At 72.8% G+C, this 19,644-nt stretch carries 18 protein-coding genes and 1 pseudogene; 8 read left to right on the top strand and 11 right to left on the bottom strand.

The features are described from left to right. Positions 1–9: 9 nt before the first annotated feature. A complete protein-coding gene (locus tag Q9S36_RS41920) occupies positions 10–588 on the bottom strand; it encodes a VanZ family protein (RefSeq protein ID WP_311290691.1) in 579 nt (192 codons plus the stop codon). A 57-nt stretch (positions 589–645) separates the two neighbouring features. On the opposite strand from Q9S36_RS41920, the gene Q9S36_RS41915 reads away from it, so the two are divergent. The 4 genes from Q9S36_RS41915 to Q9S36_RS41900 all read left to right on the top strand — a co-directional run bounded on the left by Q9S36_RS41915 (position 646) and on the right by Q9S36_RS41900 (position 3,097). Further along, positions 646–1,035 (top strand): phage holin family protein, encoded by a 390-nt coding sequence (locus Q9S36_RS41915; protein WP_311290690.1) that lies wholly within the window; start codon positions 646–648, stop codon positions 1,033–1,035. 5 nt (positions 1,036–1,040) lie between these two features. Next, positions 1,041–1,538, top strand: a complete 498-nt coding sequence (locus tag Q9S36_RS41910; RefSeq protein WP_311290689.1) for a low molecular weight protein-tyrosine-phosphatase — start codon at positions 1,041–1,043, stop codon at positions 1,536–1,538. Then, the gene (locus Q9S36_RS41905) at positions 1,538–2,401 is read left to right on the top strand and encodes a fructosamine kinase family protein (RefSeq protein ID WP_311290688.1); all 864 of its coding nucleotides are present in this window, start codon (positions 1,538–1,540) and stop codon (positions 2,399–2,401) included. Before Q9S36_RS41910 ends, Q9S36_RS41905 begins: the two co-directional genes overlap by 1 nt. A 75-nt stretch (positions 2,402–2,476) precedes the next feature. Continuing rightward, positions 2,477–3,097, top strand: a complete 621-nt coding sequence (locus tag Q9S36_RS41900) for a UdgX family uracil-DNA binding protein (RefSeq protein WP_311290687.1) — start codon at positions 2,477–2,479, stop codon at positions 3,095–3,097. On the opposite strand, the gene Q9S36_RS41895 is transcribed toward Q9S36_RS41900, so the two are convergent. Both Q9S36_RS41895 and Q9S36_RS41890 read right to left on the bottom strand, forming a co-directional pair. After that, entirely contained in the window at positions 3,088–3,690 is a 603-nt protein-coding gene (locus Q9S36_RS41895) for a hypothetical protein (protein WP_311290686.1), read from the bottom strand. The genes Q9S36_RS41900 and Q9S36_RS41895 overlap by 10 nt on opposite strands. Next, a complete protein-coding gene (locus Q9S36_RS41890; protein ID WP_311290685.1) occupies positions 3,678–6,140 on the bottom strand; it encodes a choice-of-anchor L domain-containing protein in 2,463 nt (820 codons plus the stop codon). Before Q9S36_RS41890 ends, Q9S36_RS41895 begins: the two co-directional genes overlap by 13 nt. A gap of 131 nt (positions 6,141–6,271) precedes the next feature. Between Q9S36_RS41890 and Q9S36_RS41885 the strand changes: the two genes are divergently transcribed. Next, the gene (locus Q9S36_RS41885) at positions 6,272–6,967 is read left to right on the top strand and encodes a response regulator transcription factor (RefSeq protein WP_311290684.1); all 696 of its coding nucleotides are present in this window, start codon (positions 6,272–6,274) and stop codon (positions 6,965–6,967) included. Next, the gene (locus tag Q9S36_RS41880) at positions 6,964–8,373 is read left to right on the top strand and encodes a HAMP domain-containing sensor histidine kinase (protein ID WP_311290683.1); all 1,410 of its coding nucleotides are present in this window, start codon (positions 6,964–6,966) and stop codon (positions 8,371–8,373) included. The genes Q9S36_RS41885 and Q9S36_RS41880 overlap by 4 nt, the downstream gene beginning before the upstream one ends. Positions 8,374–8,424: 51 nt before the next feature. Here Q9S36_RS41880 and Q9S36_RS41875 read toward each other — a convergent pair whose 3' ends face one another. The 6 genes from Q9S36_RS41875 to Q9S36_RS41850 form a co-directional block, all read right to left on the bottom strand. After that, positions 8,425–9,735 carry an anthranilate synthase component I family protein gene (locus Q9S36_RS41875; RefSeq protein WP_311290682.1) on the bottom strand — a complete coding sequence of 437 codons (1,311 nt, stop codon included), beginning with the start codon at positions 9,733–9,735 and terminating at the stop codon, positions 8,425–8,427. Further along, positions 9,732–10,292 (bottom strand): aminodeoxychorismate/anthranilate synthase component II, encoded by a 561-nt coding sequence (locus Q9S36_RS41870; RefSeq protein ID WP_311290681.1) that lies wholly within the window; start codon positions 10,290–10,292, stop codon positions 9,732–9,734. Before Q9S36_RS41870 ends, Q9S36_RS41875 begins: the two co-directional genes overlap by 4 nt. Before the next feature lie 25 nt (positions 10,293–10,317). Continuing rightward, positions 10,318–12,009, bottom strand: coding sequence for a sulfatase-like hydrolase/transferase (locus Q9S36_RS41865; RefSeq protein WP_311290680.1), 1,692 nt, complete (start codon positions 12,007–12,009; stop codon positions 10,318–10,320). Between the two features lie 398 nt (positions 12,010–12,407). Then, positions 12,408–14,300, bottom strand: a complete 1,893-nt coding sequence (locus tag Q9S36_RS41860; protein WP_311290679.1) for a chorismate-binding protein — start codon at positions 14,298–14,300, stop codon at positions 12,408–12,410. 10 nt (positions 14,301–14,310) lie between these two features. Continuing rightward, entirely contained in the window at positions 14,311–15,477 is a 1,167-nt protein-coding gene (locus Q9S36_RS41855) for an acyltransferase (RefSeq protein WP_311290678.1), read from the bottom strand. Continuing rightward, entirely contained in the window at positions 15,477–16,559 is a 1,083-nt protein-coding gene (locus tag Q9S36_RS41850) for an NAD(P)-dependent oxidoreductase (RefSeq protein WP_311290677.1), read from the bottom strand. Before Q9S36_RS41850 ends, Q9S36_RS41855 begins: the two co-directional genes overlap by 1 nt. 239 nt (positions 16,560–16,798) lie before the next feature. On the opposite strand from Q9S36_RS41850, the gene Q9S36_RS41845 reads away from it, so the two are divergent. Continuing rightward, positions 16,799–17,734, top strand: coding sequence for a DMT family transporter (locus tag Q9S36_RS41845; protein WP_311290676.1), 936 nt, complete (start codon positions 16,799–16,801; stop codon positions 17,732–17,734). 12 nt (positions 17,735–17,746) lie between these two features. Here Q9S36_RS41845 and Q9S36_RS41840 read toward each other — a convergent pair whose 3' ends face one another. Beyond that, the gene (locus tag Q9S36_RS41840; RefSeq protein ID WP_311290675.1) at positions 17,747–18,811 is read right to left on the bottom strand and encodes a phosphotransferase; all 1,065 of its coding nucleotides are present in this window, start codon (positions 18,809–18,811) and stop codon (positions 17,747–17,749) included. 109 nt (positions 18,812–18,920) lie between these two features. On the opposite strand from Q9S36_RS41840, the gene Q9S36_RS41835 reads away from it, so the two are divergent. Beyond that, positions 18,921–19,271, top strand: coding sequence for a hypothetical protein (locus Q9S36_RS41835; protein ID WP_311290674.1), 351 nt, complete (start codon positions 18,921–18,923; stop codon positions 19,269–19,271). Positions 19,272–19,368: 97 nt separating this feature from the next. On the opposite strand, the pseudogene Q9S36_RS41830 reads toward Q9S36_RS41835, so the two are convergent. Continuing rightward, positions 19,369–19,644 (bottom strand): annotated as a pseudogene (locus tag Q9S36_RS41830) (HNH endonuclease signature motif containing protein); the annotation flags it as partial.

Raw genomic sequence — 19,644 nt, 5'->3', positions numbered from 1 at the left:
GTGCGCACCCTAGTGAGCCGGTTCGCGGCCTCGCCACGGCCTCACGACCGGCAGCAGCACCAGCCCGATCACGAAGCCGATCGCGGCGCCGAGGACGTTGTCGACCATGTCGGTCACGTCGCACGCGCGGTCGAGCCGGGCGAGCTGGAGCTGCACGAGCTCGATCCCCAGGCTGTACGCCGCCAGCGCCAGGAGGCCGAGCGGAGCCAGCACGAGCCCCGACCACCGACGCCCGACGGCCAGCACGAGGAACAGCCCTGCCGGCACGAACAGCAGCACGTTGAGGGTCCGCTGGTCGAGGCCGAGCACCTCGAACGCCGCGCCCGACGGACCGCCGTAGTCCCACGAGCAGCTCTCGCTGCGACCCTCGGCCGGGACGATGCCCACGTCGGCGCGGGTCGGGACCAGGGTGACCAGGGCGATGGCGACGAGCGACCACAGCAGCCCCGCGACGGAGACCGCCGACGCCGTGCCGAGCCAGCGGCGGGTGACGAGCGCGAGGGCGACCGCGGCCAGGCCGGCCACGAGGGCGCCGAGCACCATCACGCCCGTCCCGCCGATCGTCACCACGTCGGCGAGGGTAGCCACCCACCGCTGGTGAAACCGCAGCCGGACTCGGTCCCCCGGCCCCGCTAGGGTCACCCCATGCGCTTCGTGACGTGGTTGTTGACGTACGCCGCGGGACTGGCCGTGGCGGCGTGGCTGCTGGACGGGATCTGGTTCGACGGACCCGCGAACGGGCAGGCCGAGCTGCAGGAGAAGATCGTGCCGCTGCTGGTCGTGGCGCTGATCCTCGGCCTGGTCTCGACCTTCATCGAGCCGGTGATCAAGCTGCTCTCGCTGCCGTTCATCATCCTCACGCTCGGCTTCCTGCTGCTGGTGATCAACGCGCTGATGCTGCTGCTCACCGCCCGGCTGGCCGACGCCTTCGACCTCGGCTTCCACGTCGACGGCTTCTGGAACGCCCTGGTCGGCGCCGTCATCGTCACCATCGTCGGCTGGGGCGTCCGGGCGGCGCTGCCGGCGCGGGACTGAGGCGCGTGCGGCTCCCGGCACCGCGCACGCCCGGGCACTACCGCATCGCGCTGGTGTGCCTGGGCAACATCTGCCGTTCCCCGATGGCCCACGTGGTCCTGGAGAGCCGCCTCGCCGACGCCGGGCTCGACGACCGCGTGGAGGTCCGCTCCTCCGGCACCGGCGGCTGGCACGTCGGCAACCCGATGGACGACCGCGCCGCCGCGACGCTCAGCGGCGCCGGCTACGACCCGACCCGGCACCGCGCCCAGCAGTACGACGCCACCTGGCCCGAGGCGTACGACCTGGTCCTCGTGATGGACGAGTCGAACCTGGCCGACGTCGGCGGGCGACGGGAGCGCGTGGGCCTCTTCCGCGATCTCGATCCGGTCGATCCGGGTGGTGAGGTACCGGACCCGTACTACGGTGGGCCCGACGGGTTCGAGGAGGTGCTGGCGATGGTCGAGCGCACGAGCGATGCGATCGTGACCGCACTGGACGGCGCGCTGGGGCCCCGCGCCTGATGGCTCGCCAGCCGCTGGTCGCCAGACGAGCCGAGGAGCTCCTCGGCTCGTCGGTGGTCGCGACCTCCCCCGTCGCCGGCGGCGACATCGCGACGGCGACGCGCCTGCGGCTCTCCACCGGCCAGACCGCGCTGATGAAGACGCTGCCGCACGCCCCGGAGGGCTTCTTCGAGGCGGAGGCCGCCGGCCTGCGGTGGCTGGCCGAGGTCGAGGGGGGCGTGCCGCTGCCCGAGGTGCTCGGCGCCGCCAGCGACTGCCTGATCCTGGCGTGGGTCGAGCAGAGCCCGAAGACGCCCGTCGAGGCCGCCGCCGCCTTCGGCCAGCAGCTCGCCACCACCCACGCGGCCGGAGCCGACGGGTGGGGACTGGACCACGACGGCTTCATCGGCCGCCTCCCGCTGCCCAACAGGACGGCCGACTCGTGGCCGGAGTTCTACGCCGTGCGCCGCGTCCTGCCGTACCTCAAGCTCGCCCGCGACCGCGGCGCGATCACCGAGGAGGACGCCGCGGCGGTCGAGGCGGTCGTGCGCCGGCTCACCGAGCTGCTGCCGGAGGAGCAGCCCGCCCGGCTGCACGGCGACCTCTGGAACGGCAACTGCCTCTGGGGCCAGGACCTCGCCATCCACGTGATCGACCCGGCGGCCTACGGCGGCCACCGGGAGGTCGACCTCGCGATGCTCCACCTGTTCGGGCTGACCCACCTCCCGCGGGTGATGGCGGCCTACGACGAGGCCATGCCCCTCACCGAGGGCTGGGAGGAGAGGCTGGGCATCCACCAGCTGTTCCCGCTGCTCGTGCACGCCTGCATGTTCGGCGGCGGGTACGGCGCCCGGGCGGGCACCGTCGCGGCGCGCTACGCCTGAGCGGCGCCACCGGGTTCGCCCAGCCCACCCCTCCGGCTGGACCGCGCGGCGGCGCGGCGGGGGCAGGGTGGAGGCATGACCGACGCACCCGACGCCAGCCCCTGGGTGCCGCCGTCGCGCGACGTCGGGGCCCTCGCGGCCGCCGCCGAGGACTGTCGCGGGTGCGAGCTGTGGGAGCCCGCGACGCAGGTCGTGTTCTCCGCCGGCAGCCCGTCGGCGGCGGTCGTGCTCGTCGGCGAGCAGCCCGGCGACCAGGAGGACAGGCAGGGGGAGCCGTTCGTCGGCCCCGCCGGCCGCCTGCTCGACGACGCCCTCGCCGAGGCCGGCATCGCCCGGGAGGCGGCGTACCTCACGAACGCGGTCAAGCACTTCCGCTTCGAGCCGCGCGGCAAGCGGCGCATCCACGCCACCCCCGAGCTGCGGCACGTCAAGGCGTGCCACCCGTGGCTGGAGGCCGAGCTGGAGGCGGTCGCGCCCCGGGTGGTCGTCGCGATGGGCGCGACGGCGGCGCGCGCCGTGCTCGGCCGGGCCGTGACCATCGGCCGGGTGCGCGGGGCCGTGCTGGACGACACCGACCCGCCGGTCGTGGTGACCACGCACCCCTCGGCGGTGCTGCGGCTGCGCGGCAAGGACGGCTTCGACGCCGCCTTCTCCGACCTCGTGGCCGACCTGCGCCTGGCCGCGCCCTACGCCTGACCGGCGCCGCGCAGCCCGCTGCGACGGAAGACGCCCAGCCACACCCGCCCGCTCCAGAGCTCGAGCTCACCGTCCCGGGTCGGCGAGGGGTAGAAGCCCGGTGGGTCCTGCGCAGGGTCGGGAGGGTCGGCCGAGGCGACGGGCCCGAGCCGCCAGACGCCGGAGTAGTCCCAGGGCGGCCGGTCGCCGAAGGAGCGGTAGCGACGCGGGACCGAGAGGCCGTACCCGCCGAAGACCAGCGTCGTCGTGGTGTAGCCGCGGTGCAGCTCGGCGAGGGCCGCGGCCCCGACCCAGCGCCACAGCGCAGCCAGGACCACGAGGACGACGGTCGCCGCGACACCCACGAGGGCGACGGCGCCGGGACCCGGGTCGTCGCCCAGCAGGCCCAGACCCAGCACGACGGTGGCGGTGAGCCCGCCCACCAGGGCGACGACGAACAGCCGCTGGCGCGCGGCCGCGCTCGGACGCACGCTGGGCTGGGGTGCCGTCGCCGGCCGGGCGGGCGCGATGCCGGCGGCGACGGCCTCCGCGAAGCCGGGCACGTCGCGCGGACGCGGCCGGTCGTGGTCGGAGAGCCCCGTCAGTCGGACCACACTCCCTTGTCGAGCAGGCTCACGGCCGAGTCGTAGATGCCGTCACCCACGTCGGCCACGCTGATCGACACCTGCACCGGCTGGCCCGGCGTCACCGCGACGTCGCACTGCAGCGGCACGGTCAGGCCGTCGAAGGTGTTGGCGTAGCCGGCCCCTCCCTCGTTGTCGATGAAGTACTGCGCGTACGACCCGCTGTTGACCGAGTCGACCGAGACCGGGGTCGAGGTGCCCGGCACGTAGGCGCAGTTCTGCCCTCCGACGAGCACTGCCATCACGTCGTTGAAGCCCGCGTCGACGTACTCGGGATACTCCTCGGACGCGAAGAGGTACCGGACGTGGAGCGTGTCCCCCTGCGGCACGACGGTCAGGTGGTAGCCGACGGCGTCGTAGGTGTCGGCGCCGGCCAGGGACGTGAGGTACGCACTGCCCGCGCCGCCCAGGTCGGTGCTGGCGAACTGGTCCGGGGTGCCCACGGCCTGCGCCGCGACGCCCGTGCTGGCGACCCAGCTCTTCTGCCCGGTGACGAACCCCTCGAGATAGTCCGACTGGCTGGGGTCCCCGATCAGCTCCGCGTCGACGAGGGTGACGCCCGGACCGACGACCGTGTCCTCCGGCTCGTCGGGGTCGGGCGGCAGGTTCTCGCAGTTGGTGGGCCAGTACCACGTCGCGTAGGGGAACTCGCCCTGGAGCTGCTCCGGGCTGTACGACGCGGACGCGCTCCACGAGCCGAGCCAGGCCTTCGCGGTCACGGCCAGGCTCATCTGCAGCGAGGCCTGCGCCTTGAGGCACTTGTCGAAGCGGTAGTCGGTCTGGGCGAAGTAGCCGCCGAGGCTGAGCTTCAGGGGCGTGACGGTGCCGTTGATGCCGGCGATGGCCCCGTGGTCGGGCGTGCCCGTGCCCGGCCCGATGATGAACTCGCCGCCCATCTGCGCGCCGATGCCCAGGGTGCCGACCGTGGTGAGCGGGTTGGGGCTGAACTGCTTGATCAGCCCGGCGTCCACCGAGCTCTTCAGGCCCAGCGTGCCCTTGACCCAGAAGCCCCCGGTCACCTTGGCGCCGATGTTCTTGAAGGTGCCGGAGCCCTGGGCGTTGACCTCGATCACGGGCGCGAGGTAGAGCGAGATCGGCACCGGGGCGGTGGTCAGCGGGATGAGCGCGGGGTAGGTCGGGATGCCGCACGACAGGCTGCCGTTGACGCTGACGTCCATCGAGAGCCCGGCGGTGACCTTGGCCTCGGTGTCGAACCACGCGCCGGTCGGGATCCCCCACTTCTTCTTCAGCCCGCCCTTGAAGTGCCCGCCCGGCTTCAGGGTCGGCTTGACCGCCACCGTGCCGCCGATCGAGCCACCGAGGCAGTTCTTCAACCCCGCGGGCAGCCCGCGGCGCTCGCGCTCGCTCTTCGAGGCGACGTACGCGTCGAGCGCCTTGCGGGCCCCGACGCCGACCGGCATGGGGGTGAGCTCGACCTCGGGGAGGTCGCCCAGGGTGGCGGCCACGTCGAAGTAGTCGAACGCGTCGGCCAGGCCGCCACCGGTCAGCGTGACCGTGCGGCCGTCGGACGAGATGGACTCCACCACGCCGAGGTAGCCACCCGGGAGGACGGTCGAGGCCGGGAGGATGAACCCGGCGCCCAGCAGCGGCGTGGCCCGCTTGGCGGAGAGGGTGACCTGGACGCCTCCCGGCACCAGCGTCACCCGGTCGGGGTCGCCCGGCTCGACGATGACAGTGGACGGCGACGCGGAGTAGGCGGCCTCGCCGGCGGCTCCGGTGGGCATCCCGACGGTCAGCGTGACGGGTGGGGCCCACCGGCCGCCGACCTTGGTGAAGAGTGCGTAGGTGTAGGTGGCGCCGGGGCGGGCCTTGGCGTCGACGGCCTTCGCGCCCGCCTTCGCGGCCTTCACCGGCGCGCCCTGCCGGACCGTGCGGGCCGCGCGGTCCCCGGTCGTACGACGAAGCGCGACCGTCATCGACTTCTGCTGCTTCCACGCGAGGGTGACCGATGAGCTGCTCATCTCCTCGACCATCAGCCGGTCGGCCGCGCGCACGCGTCGGTAGCGCACCTGGATCCTGGCCTTCTCCTTGGCCCGCAGCACCTCGGTCGCCTGAGAGGTCGAGGCGGCGTACAGGCGACCGCGGTAGGAGAACGTGGGGGCCTGCACGCGGTAGCGGCCGGGCTTGAGGGCGAGGGTGTCGGAGGCCTTGCTGCCGGACGCGTCCTTGCCGACCACCGCGCGCTGCGGCCCCGCGAGGGTGACCGTGGCCGGGACGCCCTTCGGTGCGGAGACCTTCACCGTGATGCGGCCGGTCGGCGCCTGGGCCGCGGCCGCGGCACCGCCGCTCCCGGCGTCGACGACCCCGAGGCCGGACAGGGACAGGAGCAGCGCGAGGGGGATGGAGAGCGTGAGGGAGGAGAGGACGGCGCCCCTGCCCGCTCGTGTCGAGTTCAGCACGGTCTTCTCCCTCTGTCGGGGTCGGGGCTCCGACGCTAGGACCGCTCGGCGGGGGGCTCATGCCCAATACGGGTCACTTCCGCTCGCGCCACGTTCAGCCTGCGCTCAGGCGCGGCTGGCATCCTTGCGACGTGAGTGAGTCCCGTCCCCGTGTGCTCGTCGTCGACGACGACCGGGCCGTGCGCGACTCGCTGCGCCGGTCGCTGGAGTTCAACGGCTACGAGGTCGTCCTCGCCGCCGACGGCGCGGAGGCGCTCGTGACGCTCGGCGTCCAGCACCCCGACGTGGTCGTGATCGACGTGATGATGCCGCGCCTCGACGGGATCGAGACCACGCGGGCGCTGCGCGCGGCCGGCAACGACGTACCCGTGCTGGTGCTGACTGCGCGCGACGCGGTGGGTGACCGGGTCGAGGGCCTCGACGCCGGGGCGGACGACTACCTCACCAAGCCCTTCGCGCTCGAGGAGCTGCTGGCCCGGCTGCGCGCGCTGCTGCGCCGGGTCGTGGCCGACCCCGACGCCGAGGGCGAGGTGCTCACCTTCGCCGACCTCACCATGGACGTCTCCAGCCGCGACGTCTCCCGCGGCGGCCGGCCGATCGAGCTCACCCGCACCGAGTTCACGCTGCTCGAGATGTTCCTGCGCAGGCCGCGCCGGGTCCTCGAGCGCTCGTTCATCCTGGAGGAGGTCTGGGGCTACGACTTCCCGACGAGCGCGAACTCCCTCGAGGTCTACGTCGGCTACCTCCGCCGCAAGACCGAGGCCGAGGGCGAGCCGCGGCTGATCCAGACCGTCCGCGGCGTGGGCTACGTCCTGAAGGAATCATGAGCACCGCCACGAGGTCCGCGTCCACGTGGCCGGACGGCCGCTGGCACTACCGGCGGTCGCTGGCGTCGCGGGTCGCGGTGCTCACCACGCTGGCGCTCGGCATCTCGATCGCGATCATGGCGTTCACCGCCTTCCTGGTCATGCGCCAGCAGCTGATGAGCTCGCTCGACCAGTCGCTGCTCAATCGGGCCCACAAGGCGACCGCCGTCTCCGCGCTGTCCGAGCTCACTGTCAAGGGCTGGCCGCCGTGGGTGCTCGGCGCCGCCGACGTGCGGGTCATCTACGTGACCCTCGACGGGCCGCCGGCCGGCACCGACATCCCGCACTTCTCGCTCGGGCAGCCGGAGTACGACGTCGTCACCGGTGAGCGCGAGTCGGTGGTGCGGACGCTGGTGACCGAGGAGGGCGAGCGGTTCCGCGTCGCGACCGTGCGCGCCGGCAGCGGCCAGGCGCTCGTGCTGGCCCAGCCGCTCGCCGCCAACGACCGCACCCTCGAGAAGCTCAGCGGCGTCCTGTTCGTCTTCGGGGCGCTCGGCGTGCTGGCCGCCCTGATGGCCGGCTGGATCGTGGCCCGCAACGGCCTGCGGCCCGTGCGCCGGCTCACCTCCGCCGTCGAGCGCATCGCCATGACGGAGGACCTCACGCCGCTGCGGGTCGAGGGTGACGACGAGGTCGCCCGGCTGGCGACCGCCTTCAACCAGATGCTGCTCGCCCTCGGCGCCTCCCGCGACCGGCAGCGCCGCCTCGTCGCCGACGCCAGCCACGAGCTGCGTACGCCGCTGACCTCGCTGCGCACCAACCTCGACCTGCTCCGCCAGGCGGAAGGCAACAGCGCTCTGCCGCCCGAGGCCCGGCTCGAGCTGCTCGACGACGTGCGCGGGCAGATCGAGGAGCTCAGCGCGCTCGTCGGCGACCTCGTCGAGCTGGCTCGCGACGAGCCGATGACGCGCGTGGTCACCCGGGTCGACCTCGCCGAGGTGGTCGAGCGGGCGGTGACGCGGGTGCGTCGCCGGGCGCAGGGCATCTCCTTCGACCTCGAGCTCGACCACTGGCCGGTCGTCGGCGACGCCAGCAGCCTCGAGCGCGCGGTGACCAACCTGCTGGACAACGCCGGCAAGTGGAGCCCGCCCGACGGCACGGTGTGGGTGCGGCTGGCCGACGGCGTGCTCACCGTCGACGACGAGGGGCCCGGCGTCGCCGAGTCCGACCGCCCGCACGTCTTCGAGCGGTTCTTCCGGTCCGACGAGTCGCGGGCGATGCCCGGCTCGGGCCTCGGGCTCGCGATCGTGCGCCAGGTCGTCGACCGGCACGGCGGGCAGATCGAGGTGTCCGAGTCGCCCTCCGGCGGTGCGCGGTTCTCGCTGTCGCTGCCTGGCGTGGCGGCCGACGCTGTAACGCCGGGTTAGTGCAACTACCCACCCCCATGCATCAGGGAGGGTAGAGCGACTAACCCGGCGTTACAGCGAGTCGAAGACGCGCAGCAGGCGCTCGGCCTTCCACTCCGACTCGGCCCACTCCTCGGCCACGTCGGACCGCACGGTGATGCCGCCTCCCGTGCCGAGGCTCCAGCGCCCGCTGCCGTCGGTCGTCAGCGAGCGGATGACGACGCCGAGGTCCGCCGGCCCGTCACCGCTGATCCAGCCGAACGCACCGGCGTACACCCCGCGCGGGGTCGCCTCGACCTCCTCGATCACCTGCATGGTGCGCAGCTTCGGCGCGCCGGTCATCGAGCCCGCGGGGAAGAGCGCGCGCAGCGCGCCGACCGTCGTGACGTCGTCACGCAGCCGCCCGCGGACGGTCGACACCAGCTGGTGCACCGACTCGTAGGACTCGACCTCCATCAGCGCCGGCACCTCCACCGACCCGACCTCGCACACCAGCGACAGGTCGTTGCGCAGCAGGTCGACGATCATCAGGTTCTCCGCGCGGGTCTTGGGGTCGGTGGCCAGGCGGGCCCGGTGGGCCTCGTCCTCCTCCGGCGTCGTACCGCGCGGCGTGGTGCCCTTGATCGGCTTGGTCTCCAGGTGCCGGTCGGGCGTGACGAGGGCGTACCTCTCCGGCGAGCTCGACAGCAGCCAGGCGCGCGCGTCGTCGACGTCGTGCTGGAGGAAGCCGCTGTACGGCGCGGGGTTGAGCTCGCGCAGCCGGAGGTACGCCGTCACCGGGTCGAGGTCGGCCTCGCGGGTCAGGCGGTGGGTCAGGTTGACCTCGTAGGAGTTGCCGGCGTGCAGGTGCTCCTGGACGGCGGCGAACGCGACGTCGTACTCGTCGGGTCGCGGTTTCGAGGCTCGCTCCGCTCGCACCTCAACCGGCAAGGCCTCGGTGGTCGAGGTGCGAGGAGGCGGCCCCTCGGTGGTTGAGGTGCGAGGAGCGCCAGCGACGAGCCTCGAAACCCCCGGATGAGGGGCGTGCTCGAAGACCCGCACCGACGACGGCCGCATCCAGACCGCGTCGGGGAGGAGGGGGTCGGCGGCGGCCGGGAGGTCGGTGCGGCTGGCGTACCCGAGGTAGCCGAACCACTGCTCCCCCGGCCGGAGCCACTCCTCGAGGACGGCGAAGACGTCGTCGCCGACGACCCTCGACGAGCCGCCGGAGTGGGCGCGCACCTCGCGTCGGGCGGACGACCACGTCAGGGAGACGTCGTCGTCGTCGAGCCAGCCGATGAGCGAGCGCCGGCCCGACCACTCCCGGGCACCGCCGCCGTCGAGCCAGAAGCACCGCCGGCGCTCGGCCGCGACGGAGGCGAAGTACGAGACGGGGTCGGTCATCGCAGGAAGTTCCTGACCATCGCCTCGCCGTGCTCGGAGAGGATCGACTCGGGATGGAACTGCACGCCCTCCAGCGGCAGGTCGCGGTGGCGTACGCCCATCACCACGCCGTCGTCGCTCCAGGCGGTCGCGACCAGCGAGGCGGGCAGGTCGGTCGCGGCGAGCGAGTGGTAGCGCACCGCTGCGAACCCCTGCACCAGCCCGTCGAAGACGCCGGCCCCGTCGTGCCGGATCGCCGCGACGTCGCCGTGGGCGGGGACGTCGCGCTCGACCGTGCCGCCGTAGGCCGTCACCAGGCCCTGCATGCCCAGGCACACGCCGAGCACCGGCCGCGACCCGTCGAGCAGCACCGCGGTGCCGACCGAGAAGTCGGCAGGCGACGCGGGGTGGCCCGGGCCGGGCGAGAGGACCACGTGCGAGTGCCGCAGCACGTCGTCGGCCGCGACCTCGTCGTGCTGGACGACCCGCGGCAGGACACCGGTGACCGCGGCGACGAGGTGCACCAGGTTCCAGGTGTAGGAGTCGTGGTGGTCCACCACGATCACGTCCGGCGTCACGCGCCGAGGGTACTCACCGCGCCCCTCACTGGGTCAGCAGCCGGCAGGCCTCCGAGACCGGCTGGTCCGCCTTCTCGCGACACCCGTCGAACGCGTCGAGCCGGGCCATCAGCGCGGCGACCTCCTCGCGCCGCTTCGGGCTGGTGACCTCGTTGCGCTTCTCGAACCGGTTCTTGCGGTAGCTGTAGTACTCGTAGCCCCACTTCTCCCTGCCGGGCCGCGGGTCGAGGTCGAAGCGGGCCAGCAGCGCGGTGCGGCTGCGCACCGCCGTGAAGGACGGGATCCGGTCGAGCTCCGAGCCGGTGAAGGCGGCGTCGGGGTCGCCGCCGGTCAGCGTCTGCTGGGTGTGCTCGAGGAAGGCGTACGACCGGCGCACCAGCCGGGGCTGGGCGAAGGTCGCCACGAGCGAGGCGCCGCTGCGGTAGGGCGCCGGCGGGAGCCCGGCGAGCTCCTCGAAGGTCGGCGCGAGGTCGATGTTGCTGGTCACCTCGCGACGCTTCCCGGGAACGACGCCCGGGCCGGTGACGAGCAGCGGCACCCGCACGTCGGTGTCGTAGGGCGTGCCCTTGCCGCGGCCCATGCCGTTCTGTCCGAGGTGGAAGCCGTTGTCGGAGGTGAGCACGACGTAGGTGTCGGGGCCAACGGAGCGCAGGATCCGCTGCACGAGCCGGTCGGCCGACCGGGCCATCCGCGCCCGGTCACGGAGGTCGCGCACCGCGACCGCGGCGGGCAGCGTGGCCGTGGTGTTCCACGCCCGCAGCTTCGCGCCCTTGCGGGAGCGCGGAACGTTGTCGCCGCGGGCGTCGCCGTAGCCCAGCAGGTCGTCGACGGTGAGCTTGTCGCAGGCGACCCGGCCGCAGCTGCGCGGGCCGCTGCGGTCGCGGAACATCGGCGGGAACAGCGGGTCACCGGCGTAGTGCCCCTGCGGGTTGGTGCGGTTGTGCGGCGCGTAGAGCGCGACCTCGAGGAAGTACGGCGCGTCGCCCGCTTCGCCCCTGGCCAGGAAGTCCATCGCCAGGTCGCCGATCACGGTGCCGGCGTAGGCGCGGTCCTTCTCGGCGTTGCTCGCCGACGCCGGCGGCGCCGGGTGCTGCTGGAGCTGGAGCCGGCCGTCCGCCACCGACGTGCTGGCGAAGTCCCAGCCGTCGTAGGCCGACCCGAAGACGGTGTTGAAGGTGGACCAGCCCGGCACCACGGGCGGCAGCGCGCGACCCGGCGCCCACTCGTACTCGTTGAGGAACTTGCCGACGAAGCCGGTGGTGTAGCCGGCCTCCTGCAGGCGCACGTTGAACGCCCGCTCCGGGTTGCCGTGCGTGTCGTAGGCCGGCCAGCCGCCGAGCATCGACGTCCCGTTGTTGGACGTGTTGGTCCGTACGCCGGTCTGGTGCGGGTACTGCCCGGTGAAGAAGCTCGACCGCGAGACGCAGCACAGCGAGTCGGTGACGAACGAGTGCGGGTAGCTGGCGCCGGTCTTGCGCATGCGCTGGACCGACCGCATCGTCTGGACGAGGTCCATCGAGAAGTCGTCGAGCATCACCACGACGATGTTGGGCCGGGCGGCCCGGCTGGCCGCCGGTTGCAGGTCGGCCACGGGGGCGGCCTGCCCCGTCTCCCGGGGCGGGCGAACGTCCTCGCCCGTCGTCGTACGGCTGGTGCCCCCGCAGGCCACCAGCCCGAGCAGGCACACGCCTGCCAGCGCTCGCTTCAGATGTCGCACGTCTCCCCCGTCATGTCCCGAGCCGGCCTCCAGAGGATGACGTCGCGGGCAGCCGATCGGTTGCATGCCACGCCGAACCAATGTCGACCATTCAACTCGACTTTAGCCCACCGTCGGCCCTTGACCTGTCACCGGTGGTTGAGGTGCGAGGTCACCTCCTGGTGGTTGAGGTGCGAGCGGAGCGAGCCTCGAAACCACGAGTTCGGCGGAGCAGAGGTTTCGAGGCTCGTCGCTGGCGCTCCTCACACCTCGACCACCAACCAGCGCTGGCGCTCCTCGCACCTCAACCACCAACCAGCGCTGGCGCTCCTCGCACCTCAACCAACGACCTGTCACCGGTGGTTGAGGTGCGAGCGAAGCGAGCCTCGAAACCACGACGTCAGCGGAGCGCCGTCGCGTCAGGCGAGGAGGTCGCGCACGGCGCGGTGGAGCAGGTCGTAGCCGTTCTCGGTGAGGATCGACTCGGCGTGGAACTGGATGCCCCGGAAGTGCGGGCCGGTGATGGCGTGGATGTCGCCGGTGGCCTCGTCGGCCTCGACCACCACGCCCTCGGGTGCGGTGCCGCCGGCCGGCACCCGGCCGACGAAGGTGTTGTAGAACCCGACGCGCTCGGTGCGGCCGTCGAGCCGGACCGGCGACTGGGTGCCCTGGAAGACGACGTCCTTGTAGCCGAGCTCGAGGCCGAGCCGCTGGCACAGCGTCTGGTGGCCGAGGCACACCGCGAGGAACGGCTGGCCGGACGCGAGCAGGTCGTCCACGGCCCGCCGGAACGACGCGATCTTGGGGTGGTCGCCCTCGCGCGGGTCGCCCGGTCCGGGGCCGACGATGACGAGGTCGGCGCCGTCGAAGGCGCCGGTGACGTAGTCCTCGTGGCGCACGACCCGCGCGGTCATCCCGAAGACGCCGAGCACGTGGACGAGCATGTTCACGAAGTCGTCCTCGCCGTGGAGGATCACCACGCTCCTCCCGGCGAGGCCGGGGTCGGCGGGCTCGCCGGCCTGGTCGGTGAGCCAGAAGCGCGAGAGCCGCTGGTTGCGGCTGCCCAGGGCCAGGACGACGTCCTCGTCGCGCGCGAGGTCGGCGATGTCGGCGCCGTCGGTGCCCGCGGCCGGGGCGAGGCCGAAGGCGCTGAGGATGCCGCCGGCCTTGGCTCGGGTCTCGGCCACCTCGTAGGCGGCGTCGGAGTCGCGGACCAGCGTGGCACCGGCCGTGACCTTGAGCTCGCCGGACGGCGACACGTCGGCCGTGCGGATCAGGATCGGGCTGTCCATGGTGGGCGTGCCGTCCGGGGCGCGGCCGAAGAGGGCGAGCGCGGCGCCGTAGTAGCCGCGGCCCTCCGGCTCGTAGTCGGCGATCAGCCGGCAGGCGTTCTCGACCGGTGCGCCGGTCACCGTCGCGGCGAACATCGTGTCGCGGAGGATCTCGCGGTGGTCGCGGTCCGAGCGGCCGGCGAGGAGGTACTCGGTGTGCATGAGGTGCGTCATCGGCTTGAGGAACGGGCCGAGCACCTGGCCACCCTCGTGGCAGATGTCGCACATCATCTTCAGCTCCTCGTCGACGACCATGAAGAGCTCGAAGACCTCCTTCTCGTCGGCCAGGAACTCCAGGAGCCGGTCCTTGAGGTCGTCACCGTGGCCGGCGACGCGGAAGGTGCCCGAGATCGGGTTCATCCGGACGTCGCCCTGGCGCACCGACACGTGCCGCTCGGGGCTGGCGCCGATGAGGAACCGCTCGCCCGTGAAGAAGCAGAACGTCCAGTAGGCGCCGCGCTCGCGCTCGAGCAGCCGGCGCAGCACGGTCAGCGCCTTCGTGGCGTCCCAGTCGGCGACGACCGCGCGGTAGTGACGGCCGATGACGAGGTTGGCGCCCTCGCCCTGGCCGATCTCGTCACGGATGATCGCATCGACCACCTTGGCGTAGTCGTCGTCGTCTGTGGTGAAGCCGCCGCGGTCGGCGAACTCGACGGGTACGTCGGGCAGCGCGGCGAGGAGGTCCTCGACCGTCACCTCGTGCTCGGCCTCGATGTCGACGACGGTCAGCGGGGTGCCGTCGTCGATCGCCGAGAAGCCCCGCTCGCGGACCTGGCGGAACGGCACGGCGACCAGTCGATCGGCACTGCGCCCGGGCTCCGGCGTACCGGTCTCGAGGGGGATGTCGAGCAGGCTGGCCACCTCGTGGGGGGTGCCGCCGACGAGACCGACGGTCGGCGCGGCCTTGCGGCGGATGACCGCCCAGGCGCCGTGCTCCTGGATCTGCTCCAGGAGGTCGGCGACGGTTGGGCTCTCGGTCATGGCAGAGACCCTACGACCGCGCGGCGGGCTCCTTGACGGGCGTCCCAGCGGCTGGCGCCGGCTGCGGGCGCGGTCGGGCGAAGCGGCGCACGATCCGGTCTTTCAGCTTGAGCGAGGGGTGCTCGACGAGGTGCCAGGAGGCGAGCGCCAGCACCGCGGTGATCGCGGTGACGACGAGGAGGTTGACCGACATCCTCTGGACGCCCCACAGGTCGATCACCAGCTGCTGCACCGGGAACGCCCAGAGGTACAGGCCGTAGGACAGGTCGCCGTAGCGCGACGCGCGCCGGACGTACGGCGTCGACGCGAGGCCCACCGTCAGCACGATGTAGGGGAGGAAGATCCACGCGATCTTCGTCGTGTGCTGCGGCAGCGTGCCGGCGATGACGAGGTAGACCGCGAGCAGCCCGACCGCCACGTCGGTGCGGAACCTCATGCCGCGCTCGGCGAGCAGCCGCAGGATCGCGCCTGCGGCGAAGAAGACCCACATGAGGGCGTTGTCGGAGATGCGGGAGTGCCAGATGACGGCCGAGTCCATCGGCGGGGTCATGGAATACCAGACCGACGCCGCGAGCAGCAGCGCGATCACCGGGATGCGGGCGACCTTCGGGAAGAGGAACACCAGCGGCACGAGCAGGTAGCAGAAGAACTCCGCCGGCAGCGTCCACAGCGAGCCGTTGACCGCGTTCGGGTAGGGGTGGTCGCCCCAGACGCCGGGCAGCTCGTACTGCGGACGCAGGATGATGTTTCCGAGGTAGGACCAGAGGTTGGGAGCGTCGAAGTACTGCCCCATCGGCAGCACGGTCACCAGCGGACCGATGACGAACATGCAGACCAGCACGACCAGGACGAGCGCCGGGAAGATGCGCAGGCTGCGCGCCGCGAAGTAGCTGACCGGGTTCTTCGTGCGGCTCCAGCTGGCGGTGATGAGGTAGCCGGAGATGCTGAAGAAGATCACCACGCCCAGCGTCTGGACGGGGTAGCCGGCGACGACCGGGTTCTCGAAGGGCCGTCCGACGATGTGGTAGGCGTGGCCGAAGATCACCGCGAGCGCGCCGATCAGCCGCAGCGCGTCGAGGTTGTTGGACCGGTGCGCGGTGGCGGTGACCGGCGCGGTCGCCGGCACGCCGGCGGCGGGTACGCCGTCAGGCGCGGGCAGGGGGGTCGAGGCGGCCATCAGTCGAGCTGCGTCGCGATCCATTCCTGGAGACCGGCGACGCCGTCGCGCAGGCTCCAGCGGGGCTCCCAGTCCAGGCGGCGCACGGTGTCCTCGACGGTGCACGACGCGTGGCGGACGTCGCCGTCGCGGTACTGGCCGGTGACGTGCGGCTCGGGGGCGGAGTGGTAGCGGGCGATCTCGCGGGCCAGGTCGCCGATGGTCGTGCGCACGCCGCTGCCGATGTCGACGGTGCGCATGTGGTCGGCGGGCATGTGGGCGATCGCGGCGACGAGCGCGCTGACGACGTCGTCGATGTAGACGAAGTCGCGGGTGATGTCGCCGTCCTCGTAGAGCGGGATCGACTTGCCCTCGCGGGCCAGCCGCGAGAAGAGGGAGACGATGCCGGTGTAGGGGTTCGACAGCGACTGGCGCGGGCCGTAGACGTTCTGCAGGCGCAGCACCGAGAGGCGGGTGTCGTGCGAGCCGGTCCAGGCGGCGAGGATCTGCTCCTGCGCGAGCTTGGTGGCGCCGTACACGTTGATCGGGTTGGGGTGGGTGCCGGCCACGGAGTTGGGCACGTGGGCGGCGCCGTCGCCGTGGTCCCACTTCCCGGCCTCGAGCTGCGCGTGCGTGCGCAGGCCGGGCTGGAACGTCGAACCGTCGGGGTTGCGCCACACGCCCTCGCCGTAGACCGCACGCGAGCTGGTCAGCACGAAGTGGGCCGGGACGTGGCCCGCACGGGTCAGGGCGTCGAGGAGCTGGGTGGTGCCGACGACGTTGACCATGCCGTGCCGGGTGCTCTCCGACAGCGACTGGGCGGTGCCGGTCTCGGCCGCGAGGTGCACGACGGTGTCGGGACGCAGGTCGGCGACGACCGCGTCGAGGTCGTCGGCGCTGGTGACGTCACCGACGCGGAGGTCGACCGAGTCCGGGAGGTCGGCCGGCGGCTTCGAGTCGGGGTGGACCTGCGGGTGCAGGTTGTCCAGCACGACCCACGCCTCTGCTTGGTCGGCCAGCTGGGTGGCGAGCGTGGTGCCGATGAAGCCGGCACCGCCGGTGACGAGCACGCGGCCCGGTCGGACGTCAGCTGCGGAAGTCATGCGGTCGAAGGTTCCCCTCGTCGGTGTCTGGCACGGCTCGTCCGCCTCCGACGGACACCCGATGCTAGGCCACGCGCGCCCACCCACCGAAAAACGTGCAGCCGGGGCGCGACACGTTTGGCATGATCGCCGCCATGAGCCCGACGCCGCGCCTGCTCCCGCCTCCGCCCGCCTGAGGCGGGGCGGCCACCGCTCCGCACCCGAGCCCCTGTCCCGACTCGCGCCCGGAGCGTTCCTGCATGTCCAGCCACTCGTCCCACCTGCGCGGCCTCGCCGAGGTCGCCGCCGCCAGCGTCCTCTGGGGCACCGGCGGCCTCGCCGTCCAGCTCGTCCGCGAGCAGGCCCCGCTGTCCCCGGTCACCATCAGCGCCTGGCGGATGGCCCTCGCCGCCCTCGCGCTGCTCGTCGTCCTCGTCGCCGTCCGCCGGGTCGGCGACCTGCTCGCCCTCGCCCGGTCCCGGCCGCGTCAGCTGCTCGCCGTCGGCGTCGGCACCGCCGCCTACCAGGGCTTCTACTTCGTGTCGGTGACGCAGGTGGGGGTCGCCGTCGCGACCGTGGTCAGCCTCGGCCTCGCACCCGTGCTGCTCACGGTCGCCGAGGCCGTACGCCGGCGTCGCGCGCCCGCGCCGGCGCGACTGGCAGTCCTCGCAACGGCGCTCGCCGGGCTGCTGCTGGTCAGCCTGGCCGGGGGCGAGGCGTCGACCGGCCCCGCCCCGGCGGCGGGAGTGCTGCTCGCGATCGCGTCGGGGACGACGTACGCCCTCACGACCGTGGCCGGTGGCTCGGTCAGCCGCGAGGCGCACCCGGTCGTGCTGACGTCGGGGATGACCCTCGTCGGTGCGGCGGTGCTGCTGCCGGCCGCCGGCCTCGTCGACGGCCCGCACCTCACCGCCGACCCCGTCGCCCTCGCGTGGCTGGTCTACCTCGGCGTCCTCACCATGGCGCTGGCCTACGTCCTGCTCTACTCCGGGCTCCGCGTCACCGAGCCCAGCACCGCGGTGACCGCCAGCCTGGTCGAGCCAGTGACCGCGGCCGTCGTGGCCGCGCTCGTGCTGGAGGAGCCGCTCGGGCCGGCCGCGGTGCTCGGCATCGTGCTCGTGCTCGACGCGGTGGCCGGGCTCGGGCGGCCCGCCACGGGCGCGGGGCCGGTGCTGCCAGATCCCGAGCTGGGGTGAGGGTCGGCCGGCTCACCTCCGGAACGCCGGCGCCAGGTCGAGGGGGACGGTCCCCCACCTCTCACGCAGGGCGGAGTGCAGGTCTGCGGCCATGGCGGCGAGAGCAGGATGGTCGTCGTTGCCGGCAACCGCCGCCAGGCGGTGCAGCACGAACGCCCGTCGGCTCGGCCGTCGCGCGTCCCCCGTGGGGTCGGCGCCGGCCAGGGCACCAGCGATGAACCAGGCGGGGGTCATCGCCCGCCACCCGAGGGTGGCGAGGGAGAGATCGGCGCCGAAGGTGGCGTCGTCGACGGCCGTGCCGGCTGCCTGGCGGTACGCCGAGACAGCGGCCTCGGCAGCGTCGTGGGGCAGCATCCAGGCGCACCAGCAGCTGGGCCACGGTGCGTACAGGTAGGCGACGTCCCACGCACGGTGGCGCAGCTCGGCGTACTCGAAGTCGAGCAGGTGCGCCCGCCCCGTGGTGAGCACGTTGTTGTCCGGACAGGTGTCGGCCGGGCTCAGGACCTCGTGGCGGGGATCGGCCAACCTCGACGGCAGCCTGCGCAGGTCGTCCAAAGCTTCCGGGTGCGGCGGCAGACCGAGCTCGTGGAGCACGTCGGCATACCTGTCCGCGGCCACCCTGAAGTCGCCGGCCAGTGTGCGGGGCTCGAGCTGGGGCGCTCGCGCGGCGAGCGCTTCGACGAACGCGGTACGCGTGTCGGACGTGCCCGCGGCATGCAGCCCGGCCAAGGCCTGCGCCCACAGCGTCAACGCCCGGCGAGCAGCCGGCGCATCCGCCCCCAGGAGCGCGTCGGCCAGGCTGCCGGTCCCGTCGAGGTGGGTCATCACCACCATCGGCGGATCGTCACCCTCGGCCAGCAGCGAGGGCGTACCTGCGGCGCCGTCGAGCGCGCTCAGCGCGGCCCGCTCCCGCGCCCCGCGCAGACCGTCGTCCGACGGGTAGGCCTTGACCACGTGTGCGACCCCGTCCCGCCACGCCAGGTGGGCGCCGCCCCTGCCGCCCGCGAGGGTGGCGAACGTGTCCCATCCGTCGAAGCCCAGCAATCTGGCCGAGGAGGACTCGACTGTGGTGTCCATGCCGTCAGCCTCTCGCTCGGTCGGCAGCACCGTGACACCGGGCTCGGCTGGGACCGTGCGAACGCACGCATCTGCCGATGTGCGGATGCGTCGAGGCAGACTTAATTCCATGGCCAAGCACGACGAACACGCGCCCACGGAGGGTCACTTCTCGTATGAAGCGGTGGACCACGAGAGTGCCGACGCGTGGGAGCCACCGCCGGACGGATCGTTGATCAGGCTGATGGGTGACTACGGAGCCGACATGCCACTGTGGCATGACGGACTGCTGCTCGCTGACGCTGACGGGGCAGTTCGACTGCTCGGGCTCAGTCAGGGACTGGCGTTGACCTTAGAGGACTGGGGGAGGCGCTGGGATGGGCGCGAAGACCACGCCCAGCGCCATGCAGAAGCCGAGATGCTCCTAGGGCGGCTACGTTCCGAACTCGGCGATCGGTACGAGTTCCGCTACCACCGTTAGCGATGCGTCCGGATCTGCCGCGATGAGGATCGATCCGAGGGCTCCGGACGTGCCTGTGGCCCCGCCGTCGTGGGGACTGGCGGGGTGCGGGGCGGGGTCAGGGTCGGTCGGGTGGCCGGGGCTCTGCGATCGGGGTGGTCCCGGTGGGGTCGCGGCGGTAGTGGTGGCCGTGGGGGCTGGTCCACTCGAACACCCCGGGCGTGACCGTGCGGTAGTGCCAGGCGGTGTGGGTCTTCAACCGGTGGTGGGACCGGCACAAGCAGGCCAGATTCGACGTGGTGGTCGGGCCGGGCTGTGGTCGGCCCTCGGCGTCGGCGTCGTGGTCGTAGGCGACGATGTGGTCGATGTCCGAGCGGCGGGCGGGTCGGGTGCA

The organism is Microbacterium sp. ARD31, from assembly GCF_031844425.1.
The sequence above is the reverse complement of the archived record's forward strand: the minus strand, read 5'-3'. Positions and strand labels throughout refer to the sequence as shown.